Here is a 13,640-nt window from a genome sequence, read left to right on the forward strand (position 1 = left end):
AGTTGCTGATAAATTTCTCTAGGCAAATCCAATCAGCCTGGAGATAATTATAGAAATTATTGGAGGTAAATAAGATGAGCGAAACTACGTTAAAAGTCGAAGGAATGACTTGTAATCATTGCAAAATGCACGTGGAAAAAGCACTCAGCGGAGTAAACGGTGTCGAAAAGGCAAGTGTTGACCTCGCAAAAGGAGTAGCTATCGTAATCGGTAATGCTAGTCGCGAAGATCTGGTCAAAGCGGTAACTGATGCCGGCTATAGTGCCCAATAAGAAATCTTTGAATGTAATCAATATAAGTTTTTGAATATTTTGCCTATTAAAAACTAAAATCTTAACGAAACCTTCTCAATCGATTGGGAGGGTTTTCTTTAAGCTCCCAATTTATTAGGGAATTGCCTCCAATTCGCAGCAGCATCAAATTGATTTGAATCGCTCTAAACAAAAAATATGTAAAATAATTCCGAATATGGCAGCCAACCCACTTTGGCCTGCAGAGGTTTGGAAAGGGGTATGGGATATCATTCTCTCTACTCTAATTCTAATTCTTTCGCATTGGCGTAAGTGGTCGAGAGGTATTCTGTTATAAACCTATAGTGTTCTATATCTCTAGGATGATTTAGCCTAGAATTCTTACGAGGGGATAGAGCATGTTATTTGTTTTATTGGACTTCTGCTCAATGGAGGAGTGTGGTCATGATCATCATAGCTCTTATTGCTGGAGTTGTATTAGCGTCGCGGAATATGACGAAGAGCGAATTCACTCACCAAAATTTAGCATGATAACACGGCAACGGAAAGAATTCCTCATAGTGATTGCTGTCTGGCTTTAACGGTGAAGAAGCAAACAAATATCATCTGATGTTTGATTTTTTCAAAGACTTTTCATAGTGAGCTCGCGAGTGTTATTGCCACTGAAGTATTAGTCCTACCTCCGAGGGGTAATAAGGGAGGCAGCACGATCTCAGGTACAATTGATTAAAATTAGGAATCCGGTCTAAGTTCCGATGCGGAGACTTAGACCGGATTCCTAATTTTAGTAACCATTCAAAGTTACTGGGCTACATTAAGAATAGAAAAAGGAAGAGCTTGTCATAACAGATTGATTTGAAAAATTGGGCGAAAGTCAGTCAATTCTAATTTCAGATTTAGATTGTAGGGGTGGGAAATAATTGAATAAGTGTATAAATTCCCAAGGAACAAACAAGGATATAGATAAGGAGAAGAATATATTTTTCCCATTTGTGAAGCTGATACGGATGGGGAAGCACTTTCCAACCGAGAGCCAGCAACAATCCCATGACTATAGGTAGGAGGAGTGTATTCATCACTTCAATTGCAATCGTAAGTGAGATCAACGGGATACCTATAAGAGTAATAATTGAAGCTAATATTATCGAAGCACAATAGAAACCATAAAAAGCAGGCGCTTCTTTCCATGTATTATTTAAACTGCATGGAACTTTTAAAACTTCTCCGAATGCCCAAGAGCTCGCCAAGGAAACAACGATAGCGGCGATTAAGGCAGCTCCGGTTAAACCGACCGCAAAGAGTGTTTTACCTGTCACCGTACCGAGAAAGGGAGTCAAAGCAGTGGCAATCTGCTGAACATTTTCAAGGGGTGTGTTGGGATTAACCCGTCCGATGGTGGAAGCAGTTAATATCAAGACACATCCCATAATAATTTGGGTGACAACAGATCCAATAGCCGTGTCGATTCTACTGTACTTAATGACCTTTGACGATAGGCCTTTGTCGACGACAGCTCCTTGTTGGTAGAATATCATCCAGGGCATGATGACTGCCCCTACATTTGCTGCGACCAGCAGCCAATAGGAATGGTTATTAAGTGGCTGAGTTCCGACAATTGCGTGAACTATTGAATAATAATTTGGTTTTGCATAAAGAACAGCTGGAACAAATGCCAGTTCAAAAAGTCCAACCAAAATTGCAATTCGCTCAACAACTTTATATTTTCCAGTCGATGAAATAAGTATTAAAATTAATGCAACAAAAGGAACCGTTACCCATTGCGGTACACCGAACAATGCACTTATACCAGCAATTCCCGAAAACTCAGTTACCAAGGCACCAAGTGCTGCTAAAAAGAGTGTGCTAATGGATACCCAAGCCCATTTCGTTCCAAAAGTTTCTTGAATTAGTTCTCCGTGGCCCCGTCGGGTTGTAATCCCAATGCGAATCGTTAATTCTTGCACAAAATATAAAATAGGAATCAGAAGTAACTGGAGAGTCAACAGTTTATAACCCCATTGCGCTCCTGATTGTGCGGCAGTAATAATGGAACCTGCGTCAGTATCAGCGAGCATGACAGTTAATCCAGGCCCTATCGTAGCAAATAAGAGAACTAATCGTTTTATGCTATTAGACTTTGATAGAGATAATGTTTTCGCGTTAAAGGCTCGTTCGTTTGCCATAGTGGTTTCCTCCAAATTTAAAGAATATATGAAACGAAACATTAGCCTGAGTATGTACATAAGATTAACCACTCATATAATGATAAACATTATCATTTAGAGTAATTGTACATGATAATCCATACTAAATCAATAGGAATAGTATAAGAGTTGGCAATTATTTAGGCTCGGTGTAGAACCCAGCTTGTCGTTCATAGTTAATTCATAGCTTATTCAAAACACAATGGCTTAATAAGAGTCACCATGAGAGTAATAATAAAAATTTGAGGGAGGAGTAAATGTGTGAAAAAGGTTAACAAAAAATATCTATGCTGCTCGGGGCTACGTTTCTAGCCATCGGGATCATTGCTATCCCGGCTATGGCTGCTACAACAAATCAAGCTTCTCTACCAAGTCAAGAAATTAACTCCCCCACCTTCTAGCGGGGCTATTCCATATGGTTACGGCATGGTGGGCGGTTACAGTGGATATAGGATGATGTAGTAATACAGTGTAAATAAAAAACAAAGATTTATTCCAGATTTAATGTTCAACCACTTTACGAATAAATCTTTAACTCAGCTAAAAGAGGTTAATAATAGTTCATTAAATTCACTTAAAGAGAATGATACAAATGATGGGATTCGGTTATGGAATGATGAGCGGTTGGGGCCCGGGTTAAGGCTACGGATATGGTTCTAATTTCGCTTCTGGTTATGGAGGGGGTTATTGGTGGACAGGTCTTTTAGGATTTGGTATCCAGTTGTTTTCCTTGGTCTTGATAATGGCCTTATTTCGCTGTCTGGGTAAGAGGATTCCTACATCCAATATTCCATACACAACTGACGATGCACTGAGTATTATAAGTGAACGTTACGCACGCGGCGAGATTAATAAGAATGACTATGTGAGCCTTAGAAAGGGTATTCTGAATTAAAAAGCAAAAACTACAAATCATATAAGAAAGTAAAGTCAAAGGAAATGGATCTAGGATTAAACCTGAATCAATTTCCTTTGACTTTACTTATATTATAGAGGATTTTTTATGCTCTTGATAAGAAAACAGAAATGGACAATAGTTCCTAACTGCAATCCATTTCTGTCTTCTTAATTACTATTCTTTAGATGCGATATATAACTGGACCTTAGAGTTTAAAATAATCCATCAATTGCCTCAAATCCTTGGCTAATTGATTTAGGCTTTCCGCAGAGGCGAATAATTCTTCAACAGACGCATTTTGCTGCTCTGCAGCAGCTGCTGTAGTTTGTGTTCCGGCCGAAGTGGATTCTGCATGATGAACGACGTTTTGCATACCCAATTTGATCTGTTCTCCATCTTGTTGGACTTCTTGTACAGTAGTTTCAATGTCCTGAGCTAGTTGAGAACTTTCTTCAACCGCCTTGAGGATTATGGTGAATTGTTCGGAAATCTCTTTTAAATACGTGCTGCCTTGCTGGACGCTTTTCATACTCGTCGTCATTCCGCGATGTGCACTTTGGGAAACATGCTGCATTTCTTGAACCCTCTGAGAGATATCGACTAAGCTCGTTTGAACTTGTTCGGCTAGTTTACGCACTTCTTCAGCAACAACTGCAAATCCACGACCGTTTTCTCCTGCCCGTGCGGCTTCAATTGCGGCATTTAATGCTAACAGATTGGTTTGCTGCGCAATATCATCAATAAGTTGTACCGTTTCGGCAATTTCTTGAGACTTTTCATCGACATCGCCAATCACCTGGCTTAAGTTTTGGACTTGACGTTCGATGTCATTCATTTGAACAACGACTTTTCCAAGGGCAAGGCTGCCATTATTCGAAAGTTCAGCGGAATGTCGGGAGGCTAGGCTTACTTTTTCAGCCTGCTGTTCAGACTGGTTTAACTGGTTGATTACAGAGTTCATGCGTTGATAATTTTCCGTAATTTCCTTGACCTGCATCTCTGCATCCGTCGCTATTTCAGTGGCAGTGGAGGCTACTTGTTCTGCAGCCCGAGCAGATTGCTCGGCACCCATATGCATTTCATGAGCGGTTTGCCCTAAATGATCTGCCATGTCGACAACTTTAGTAATAGTATTCCTCAAAGAGACCCCCATATCGCTAAAAGCCTGTAGAAGATCAGCTCCTTCGCGGTTCCATGCTTTCCAAGAAGTCTTTTTCTTCTGAGCAATATCCCCAGCAGCTATTTCAGATGCATTGAACACAAAGCTTTGCATCATCTTACTCAGTGCGCGGCTCAAGAACCAGCCTATTACAAAGCTTACGATGACATCGATTACAACAAGCAAGATTGAAATTAATGAGGCTTTTTTAAATATATTTTTACTTGTTACTGTACTGTGCATATCCACTTGACTCATTTTAGAGTCGACTAACTTTTGAATAATATCGCTAGCCATCATATGCTTGTTCTCATCAGCATCATACATGTGGACTCTAGCGTCTTCAATCCGCCCTTCGGTTAGTTCCTGAATCGTTATTTTTGATGATTCAAGATAGTCATTCCAGGTGGTTTTAAACTGGTTCCAAGAAGCTAAATCCTGATTCGATTTGGAAATCTTATCATAATTGGCCATATGTTCGTTAACATCTTTATTTTTTTGAGTAATGTCCGATAAGTATTTTTGGCGTTCTTCCGGTGTACGTGCGTTAACTGCAAAGGCAACATCGATAATATAGCCTTGGGCATCGAAACGTAACTCTGAGAGTTGGTTTAAAGGAACAACGTCTTGTTGATAAACCATATTTGAGGTATCGTTCATTTGATACATGCCGTAGATTCCTATGGTTCCGACAATCCCGGCAGCTAATGCGATACATAACATCATAACTGTAACTTGGAAGCCTAAACCCTTATTTTTTAAATTCAAATACTCCACTCTCCTCAAATCCTGCTTTATGCTACAATATTCTACAATATTATATAAATGTCCTTTATTTTAAGCAAAAGTATTCCCCGTTATATAACTTCTTTTGCTCCTCCTTTCCTCACTCAGATATAAAATCCTTCTAATTATAATTGCAAATTTGTATGAATTTGTTGTGAAATAATTATGAATTTCAGATGTTTTGGCCGTTATATATTTGATAAAATTTAAGCCCTGTTACCAACTTTTCAAGACATATTCATAAGTTATTCATAACTTAGTCATAATTAACATCTATACTATGGTTGTCAATGAGAACCTTTGGTATTATACGTTAAGTGAAAGGATTACCAACTATGAAACGTTTTCTATCTCAGCCGGGAGAGGATTCATTTATAATACGGAAGTTAATTCGAAAAAATTTGGTCTATCTCTTGGTAATCCTCCTTATGCTAATTGTCTTTGGAATATCGTTATACTTTGGGACGAGGCAGGTCTATGAAGAGGAAGAGCAGTGGAGAAGTCAAAAGACTATGGCCGAAGTTACTTCAGGCAAAACGAATATCAGCGAATATTTTTCGGATTTTCAGAGGGACTTAGACTTCACTTTATCGTTACCAAATGTGAAATCTTACTTTAATGAAAACTTCAATCCTTTAAAAAGAAGTGGAGCAGAGAAACTACTCTCGAGTTTTTTGGATAGCAAAAAAATTTATCAAATGACCGTCACAAATCTGTCCGGTGCTGAGACGTTAAAAGTGGAAGGATCAACGAAACGAAAATCCACTTGGTCCGATGGTATGAGCAATGAAGAACTACATAGGAAACTTTTCCAAAAAGCGATTGCCTTGAACAAAGGACGGGAAACACTTTCTTCAATCTATTTTGGGACGGTAAAAGAAGGGGCAAACACTACAAAACGGGTATTTATGACACTTGCTATGCCTATCTACGATGATCGTTCTGTGAAAGAAGGTGTCTTGTTCATCGATCTCGATCTAATGAATGTATTTGAGGTTTTACCTAACACGCAGTTGTTTCTGCAAACGGATTATGGTACAGATATTTTCCTCGATCAGAAGACTGGAACGTTTAACATTCAAAGACTGGGTTATGATTTAACAGGTAACACGGGTTGGTATGCAGTGACTGACTTGGAAATGATCCATTATTCTTGGGTTAAAGTCTTTTCTGAACAACCATTTATCATTGCCGAATATCATCAGTTACCTTTGTTAAAGGTAACTTTAGGTAAATTCATTTACCTGTTCGGAGCTATATGTGTGGTTTTTCTCAGTTTAATCATATTCAGTATCTTCACCACTTTTTCAGTGGTGAAAAAGACGATTAACACACAAAAGGCTATCGTCTTTTCACTTGCCACCCTGGCGGAGGGACGTGATCCAGAGACTGGGAAACATTTAGAACGATCCAGGGATTACGCCATGATCATAGCTCGACAATTAAGTACCCACAAAAGGTATAACAAGGTAATTACTCATGACTTTTTAGATAATCTTTATTACGCGGCAGCATTGCATGATATTGGTAAAGTAGCGGTTCCCGATGCTGTTTTATTAAAAGAGGGTAAATTGACGGACGCAGAGTATCAGGAAATGAAAAAACACGTACAAACAGGCCAAAACCTTCTTAGCGATACGATTGAAAAATATCATTTGACAGAGTCATTCATTGAAATGGGTATGAACATCTGCGCCTATCACCATGAGAAATTTAATGGAAGAGGGTACCCGGAGGGACTCGTGGGTGAGGAAATACCCTTGGAAGCTAGAATTTTTGCTCTCTGTGATGCTTATGACGCAATTCGATCGAAGAGATCTTATAAGAAAGGACTCTCTCATCAGGAAGCTGTCAATAGAATTGTCGCCGGTAAAAATCAACATTTTGACCCAGAAATCGTAGAAGCCTTTTTACAATGTGAAGAGAGGCTTCTGGCGATTACTTAGAGGGAGAGGGGAATGTATGAGAAAATTAGGGTTGTTAATTGCTATGATATTGACTGGGATATTTTATTCGATGATACTTTTGTATTTTATAGCTAAGCCACTATTTAATAATCTGTTTTTGCATTGCCTAATAATGGGGATTTCGTATGGACTGACAAATTTCATTATCTTTCTTATTTATGATAAACAGCTTGATAAAATTAAAAGGCTTAACCGTCAGTTAAAGTCTAGCCTTCTGATGGATAATATGACAGGACTCCTTAACCGTAGGGCATTTGACCAAGATATAAATAAAGTAACAAATTATGGGGTTTACTCTCTTATATTTCTCGATATTGACAATTTCAGGAATTTCAACAACCACTTTGGTCATGCTATTGGGGATATGGTACTCAAAAAGGTAGGAAAAACAATTAAAACTTGTGTTCGTGCGACGGATCGAGTTTATCGATATGGTGGAGAGGAAATAGTTCTATTTTTATCGGATTGTGAAAAAGCTAATGCTATCAGAATGGCTGAAAAAATTAGATCTAAAATATGCCAACTGGATAATGGTGAGTTTCCTCAGGTAACCGTGTCTTTGGGTGTTTCAAGTTATCCGGATGATGGAAGATCTATTCATGAGGTTATTGCCGTCTCGGATAAAGCTCTACTAAAAGCTAAACTAAGTGGAAAGAATTGCACGATATCCAGTTAATAGTAATGAACACTTTTTTGATGCTGATTCCTTGAAGAAGGCTGCGAACCGATACAAAAATTAAGGCATAGAAGCTACAGCTAAACTCATTAGTTGAGTTATCCATCTGATTTTCCCAGGGCCATGGATAAGACTTTTGTAAAGTGCCTATAGTTAGAGTCTTATCCTTAGAATTATTCACTTTCTGCACTTGCTTTTTAATGCCGGTTATAAAACGAATTACTAAGATGATTTACAATTTTTCTATAAAAACTAAGATGCCACCCGCTCGGGTGGTATCTTTACGTGAGTCGGCTTATGTCTCTCGATATATTCAAGGGGTGCAAATTTTTAACACGGACAACGGCCAACTCATCACCGAAGTACCAGTAGAAGCTATGCTTCATGAGATACAATTTGTTCCGTATTCTGCCTTTGGATTAGCCCAAACAACTAGATAGCAAGGTGGGGGAGTTACAGGAAAGGATCTTTATGTAAACAACTGTGCTTAAGCCTGCAAGGTATTGAAGAAGGGAAAAAGGTGGAGAAATACCGGAAACATTCCTATTGCTACTAAGTTTAGTCAAAAGAGCTAAGAACGCCCATTAATTTGCAAAGTTTTTTATTCGTTAGAAATTCACAACTAATTCACATCAAAATCGAATTGTTCTACTATACTCAGGACATGAAGACAAGTTAACGCGAAAATTATTCCTAGGGTAATTAAAGGAGGAAAAACTGAAAAAGCAAAATGGATAATAGGTATATCTATTGATACTAAAGTAGGAAGGAGCGTCGAATTTGCTACAAACTTTATTCAGCATCGGGGGATATTCTTTAAGATCCTATGGTGTCGTAGTTGCTTTTGCAATAAGTATAGCCTTAGGGGTCGCTTATTCACTAGCTTCTTCTGAAAAAGAATATCGTCGGCATCTTTTGGATTTAGTAGTCTATGCCGTGATTGGAGCTGTGATTGGAGCACGTTTTTGGCAAGTCTTATTTTATGAATGGGGATATTATTACCTACATCCTGCCGAGATTTTGAAGATTTGGCATGGTGGCCTGGCAATTCAGGGGGCTTTGCTAGGAGCTTTTATGGTTGGGTGGATTTATACACGTAAACATCAGCTTAATTTCTGGAAAATGGCAGATATTGCAACCCCCGGTATTATTATAGGACAGGCAATTGGGCGAATAGCATGCTTCCTCAATGGCGACGCCTTCGGTAGACCGACAAACTCAGGTTTTGGTCTAGTCTATCCTCCTGGTACCACTGCTTATGCTGCTTATGGAAGTCAACCCCTATGGCCTGCAGAGGTTTGGGAAGGACAATGGGATTTGATTGTATTTGCCTTAATCATAATTCTTTCACATTGGCGCAAATGGCCGAGGGGTATTCTTTTTTTAATCTACATTATTCTATATTCATTAGGACGATTCGGCTTAGAATTTTTCCGAGGGGATGGTGCACGTTATTTATTCCATTGGACTTCGGCTCAATGGAGTAGTATAGGGATGATCGTCATCGCTCTTATTTCTGCGATTGTTTTATCATATAGGAATACAGACTAAGAGTGAATTCATTCATTCAGCTAACTAAAGAATCCGCTTTTTAAGATTACTCCATTAGAAGCAAAGAAATTTGCTAACACTAACCAATTGTCTTAGTGGAGACTTTTCAATTTCAAAGAAAGGATGATGTTTTATGTGGCTGTTCTTAAACCAATATGGTTGGTATTTATTAATATTTGGGATGATGATCTTAATGCATAGGAAAGGTATGGGGGGGTGCTGCGGCGGCCAACATGGGGATCCTCATCATGACCAGGAAAATCACAAGGACCACCCTGTTACAAAAAAATCTATAAATTTCGAGGAAAACAGTAGTTCTTAAACAGATCACTAAAATGACAGATACAGATAAGGAAGGTAACAGCATAAATGAAAAATACAGAGGAATTCTACCCGGACTCGGCACTAATGATTGGGGATATAATTGAATTCACCGGGACCAATGATCCAAGTCTATCAAGGGAATCATGTTACTATTCAATTCTATGATAAGCTGCCCGAGTTTAAGAGCGTCTATTGGATTGGCCTGGATGTTCCAAACATTATGGATGGTGCGCCCGATATAAAATTAGTTCAAAATTTTACGTGGGCAATATCTCGATAATCAATTCAGGATTTTGAATCTACCCGGTACCCAAATGTATCATCTTAATATAGATGCTACGATAAAAAGTGAAAAAAATTTCAAAGTAATTTTTCGATGTATGATGAAGCTACAGGGGGACTTATTATTTTTGAACTAAAGGAATTAAGCTGCATCCTGAAATTTCTATACGTCAATTGCTTCTTACTCTATAATAATTTTAAAAATATTAACCCTAGGGCCATCTGAACCTTTGCACGGGTTGGGCGATAAACTAAGAAAAATAACTCCGTTTTGCATGATAAAGGATAAGTTTGAGAGATCAGGCGAAACAACCATTCGCTTTCACCTTCTTCGTATTTAGGGAAATCATAAGCCAGCAAATAAGAGTATGTTCTAAGAAGATGTTCAATATCGGAAAATACGTTCGTTCATAGGAAATTCATAGTACTAGAGTATAATTACGATGTTTCAAGATGAATGGGATTTAGCATTACGAGATAAGAAAGGAGGACTTCTATAAGACAATATCCGCAAAGCTAAATACTAATATTTAAAAATTGAAGTGCTGAATCTGAGCATAAATGCTTGGAACGGGGGATTTCATATGGGGTGAATCATGTTTTGAACATGTAGGGTTTACACCTTTTTACCCGAATCCGACAACTAACCTCGTAAGCTATGAAAGGTGGAGCCAGTCATTGTTTATTCTCCAGAAAAAGTGGTTTACTAGGGTTGCCCTTAGTGGTGTTCTTTTGACAAATAGTTTAGTGGGGATTGCCCCTTCTCAAGCGGCGGTTTTAAATTCCAAAGTTACCCCTATGGTTACTAAGCTACCAAGTACCGTATACAAAAATTCCCCTGTAGTAGTTTCTCAATCAAAAGCATATTCTCAAGCAATACGTGTAGCCTTTCATTGGACAAGTTCAATCGAGTCTAACATGAATGAACCTCAAATAACTAGTAAAATTATTTCTAACCAAAAAGAATCGATAACGCCTGTTGTTAGCAAAACACCGGCCTTAGTAAAGACATTAAGAGTACCTCCGATAAATAAGGATACCAAGAAAAAAAGCACTTCTGCACAGAAGGTTTCTAATATCAAACCTAAACAAGCTTCGATGCCCCAAGTATCGAGGGGCAGTTTATACGTAGATAAGCTTATAAGTCATGCATTAAGTTTACAAGGTATTCCATATCTCTGGGGCGGAACGAGTATAAAAGGATTTGATTGTTCAGGGTTTGTCCAACATGTATTTAGGGCCTCCGGAATTTCACTTCCACGAACTGCTGCCGAACAATACAAACTAGGCTCAACGGTAAGTCGTAATAATCTAAGACCAGGAGATCTTGTGTTTTTTCAAACCTATGCTCCTGGAGCTACTGATGTACGAATTTATATTGGTGGAGGACAAACAGTCGGAGCATCTAGTGATGGTGTAGGTATTCATAATTTGTCGGAAAGTTATTGGTCAAAACATTACCTTGGTGCGCGTCGAATCCTTTAACTTTGCGCTATATTGACTAAGAGATTAACCTTTAAATGACTGTACCTATAGTAAACAAGGTAACAATAAAAAGGAAATGGTATTAGGATTACAGTCTTAGCCATTTCCTTTTCCTTTAAAATAGAATACTTAATTTAAAAATCATAGAACACATGTAATCCAAGTTATCGTTCCTGGAATTATTAACCTGTAAGAATAGCTCCTACATATGTAAATAATAGTACATTGTGATGATATCCATAAACCTGCAAAATAAGAAGGAATTTAAGAATTTATGTAGAAATACAAGAGAATTATAGAGATATTCGTATATTCAACTATTTAAAAGCTATAATGATTAATCCTTTTTAAGGAGGTGCCCGCTAAGTCGTATTTGATTTGTTAAGTTCTTTAACCTTACTTATTAAAATTTATATAGCTCTTAACTCAGTAATTGTTATTAAGTACAAAAATGATTGGAGATGATCGATTTTGAATAAGAGAGTCAAGACTATAGTGTTTATTGCCCTAAGTTCTATCACAGTGTTAAGTCTTGCTGGTTGTGGAAGTCAAAATAGCGTGATGAACCCCAGTAATATGACTCAATATATGACGAGCAATCCTACAGAAATGGCAAATGTTCTGAGTTCACCTGATACACGCCAGTCCATGGTAAAAGTAATGGGGTCTTCACAAATAACGCCGATGATGATCGATATTATGAAAAGCAGTGAGGTCCAAAAGAATATGATCGGGATTATGGGGAGTAGTCAAAATCTCGATAACATGGTAAGCATTATGTCTAATCCATCGATGTTTAAGCCAATGGTGCAGATTATGGCTGATCCTAAAATGAAAGCAACATTTGAGGCCATGGTAAAAGATCCAGCCCTGCAGCCTTTAGTAAAAGAAGCAATGGGTTCAAAGTAACTTTTAGATGTCATGAAAAAGCAGGGTCACTTATTGAAAGGATCCTGCTTTTTGAATTATTTACATACGCATTGCCATTGGTCACGTAAAGAGGCAGATATTAATATTAACGAGCTCTTCGTGACAAGAGAGGAGAGTTTCGGAACTCGCAAAGTCATAGAGATTGTGTTTAGGGAGAGAGGGCTTGATCCTAATTAATTAAGTCTTTCCCTTAGAGAACTACAACACAACAAGTACTTTGGGTAAATTGGATTGCTGGATTATGGTTGGGATGTAGCGAAACTTATAATTTCGTTGCATCCCTTTCTTCATGAGAAATTCACAACTTTTTCATGAGATAGTCGTATCCAAAAGCTACACTAAGAACATAGAAAAGCAGTTAAATAAATTCAAATAAAAATAAGGGGGAATTACAATGAAAAAATTAACTAAGAAAATTACAACAATCGTAGGAACTGCAACATTGGCGGTAGGGCTTATGGCTTTACCGGCTTTGGCGGGAACGACTCAGGGACAGGACCATGGATGGGTTGGTCAAATGCAAAATTTCATGCAGCAAACCTTTACTCCAGCCCAACATCAGACATTAATGAACTCATCAGCAATGCAAAATCTCCATAATTCAGCCGCAATGCAAAAAGCTATGCAAACAGGAGACGTTAAGTCAATGCAAGATCTCATGAATTCAGACCCAGCCGTTAAGGCTCAAATAGGACAAGATAACCTTAACAAAATGAATCAATTCATGAGCCAATTTCAAGGGAATATGATGAGTGGAAGTAGTGCTGCTAGTTCGGGTAATACAATGATGAACGGAATTGGGGGAGCTAATACCGGAAGTACCATGATGAATTTCTAATTAAAGCGATTATATGATGATTGGTTAAAGTATTTGAATGCTACAAAAAGTGCTGAGAATAAATTCTCGGCACTTTTCCAAAGGTTATTACATAGTTCAACCACAATTTACAAACATGGCTACTTTCTTGATTCAATCAATACCCCTTGTATAATCTCGATTTTGTAAATATTTCAAAGATTTATATTTACAACGTATTTATAATAACCACAACTTACTTGAAAGCGTTTGTTCCTACTTAAGATTTTATTGTTTGCTAAAAGTGGTATTTAGAGGTAACTCTAGATAT

The 13,640-nt window shown here is 38.0% G+C and carries 9 protein-coding genes and 1 riboswitch; of the genes, 7 read left to right on the top strand and 2 right to left on the bottom strand.

All coding sequences use genetic code 11. From position 1 onward, the window contains the following. Positions 1-74 precede the first annotated feature (74 nt). Complete coding sequence (locus B5771_RS04325) at positions 75-272, top strand: heavy metal-associated domain-containing protein (protein WP_088186441.1); 198 nt, start codon at positions 75-77, stop codon at positions 270-272. A gap of 875 nt (positions 273-1,147) precedes the next feature. On the opposite strand, the gene B5771_RS04330 is transcribed toward B5771_RS04325, so the two are convergent. Together B5771_RS04330 and B5771_RS04335 are read right to left on the bottom strand one after the other, a co-directional pair. After that, on the bottom strand, positions 1,148-2,434 hold the full coding sequence (locus tag B5771_RS04330) for a divalent metal cation transporter (RefSeq protein ID WP_088186442.1): 1,287 nt from the start codon (positions 2,432-2,434) through the stop codon (positions 1,148-1,150). A 1,124-nt stretch (positions 2,435-3,558) separates the two neighbouring features. Then, the gene (locus B5771_RS04335; RefSeq protein ID WP_088186443.1) at positions 3,559-5,280 is read right to left on the bottom strand and encodes a methyl-accepting chemotaxis protein; all 1,722 of its coding nucleotides are present in this window, start codon (positions 5,278-5,280) and stop codon (positions 3,559-3,561) included. 353 nt (positions 5,281-5,633) lie between these two features. Here B5771_RS04335 and B5771_RS04340 point away from each other — a divergent pair, with 353 nt between their 5' ends. The 6 genes from B5771_RS04340 (at position 5,634) to B5771_RS04375 (ending at position 13,351) form a co-directional block, all read left to right on the top strand. Further along, on the top strand, positions 5,634-7,244 hold the full coding sequence (locus tag B5771_RS04340) for an HD domain-containing phosphohydrolase (protein WP_088186444.1): 1,611 nt from the start codon (positions 5,634-5,636) through the stop codon (positions 7,242-7,244). Positions 7,245-7,260: 16 nt separating this feature from the next. Continuing rightward, positions 7,261-7,941: a GGDEF domain-containing protein gene (locus B5771_RS04345; RefSeq protein ID WP_088186445.1), complete on the top strand. Its 681-nt coding sequence runs from the start codon at positions 7,261-7,263 to the stop codon at positions 7,939-7,941. A gap of 780 nt (positions 7,942-8,721) precedes the next feature. Beyond that, entirely contained in the window at positions 8,722-9,492 is a 771-nt protein-coding gene (lgt, locus tag B5771_RS04350; RefSeq protein WP_088186446.1) for a prolipoprotein diacylglyceryl transferase, read from the top strand. 1,139 nt (positions 9,493-10,631) lie between these two features. Further along, positions 10,632-10,771, top strand: a riboswitch (cyclic di-AMP (ydaO/yuaA leader). Positions 10,772-10,776: 5 nt separating this feature from the next. Next, positions 10,777-11,583 (top strand): C40 family peptidase, encoded by an 807-nt coding sequence (locus B5771_RS04365; protein ID WP_242966728.1) that lies wholly within the window; start codon positions 10,777-10,779, stop codon positions 11,581-11,583. A gap of 471 nt (positions 11,584-12,054) precedes the next feature. Then, on the top strand, positions 12,055-12,492 hold the full coding sequence (locus B5771_RS04370) for a hypothetical protein (protein WP_088186450.1): 438 nt from the start codon (positions 12,055-12,057) through the stop codon (positions 12,490-12,492). 415 nt (positions 12,493-12,907) lie between these two features. Next, positions 12,908-13,351 (top strand): hypothetical protein, encoded by a 444-nt coding sequence (locus B5771_RS04375; RefSeq protein WP_088186451.1) that lies wholly within the window; start codon positions 12,908-12,910, stop codon positions 13,349-13,351. Positions 13,352-13,640: the final 289 nt, after the last annotated feature.

It is taken from the genome of Desulfosporosinus sp. FKA (assembly GCF_002196785.1).
GTDB lineage: Bacteria > Bacillota > Desulfitobacteriia > Desulfitobacteriales > Desulfitobacteriaceae > Desulfosporosinus > Desulfosporosinus acididurans.

Excerpts from the sequence above, each read along its gene's own strand:
- B5771_RS04325 (WP_088186441.1), top strand. The coding sequence starts at position 75 with ATGAGCGAAACTACGTTAAAAGTCGAAGGAATGACTTGTAATCATTGC.
- B5771_RS04330 (WP_088186442.1), bottom strand. The coding sequence starts at position 2,434 with ATGGCAAACGAACGAGCCTTTAACGCGAAAACATTATCTCTATCAAAG.
- B5771_RS04340 (WP_088186444.1), top strand. The coding sequence starts at position 5,634 with ATGAAACGTTTTCTATCTCAGCCGGGAGAGGATTCATTTATAATACGG.
- B5771_RS04345 (WP_088186445.1), top strand. The coding sequence starts at position 7,261 with ATGAGAAAATTAGGGTTGTTAATTGCTATGATATTGACTGGGATATTT.
- B5771_RS04375 (WP_088186451.1), top strand. The coding sequence starts at position 12,908 with ATGAAAAAATTAACTAAGAAAATTACAACAATCGTAGGAACTGCAACA.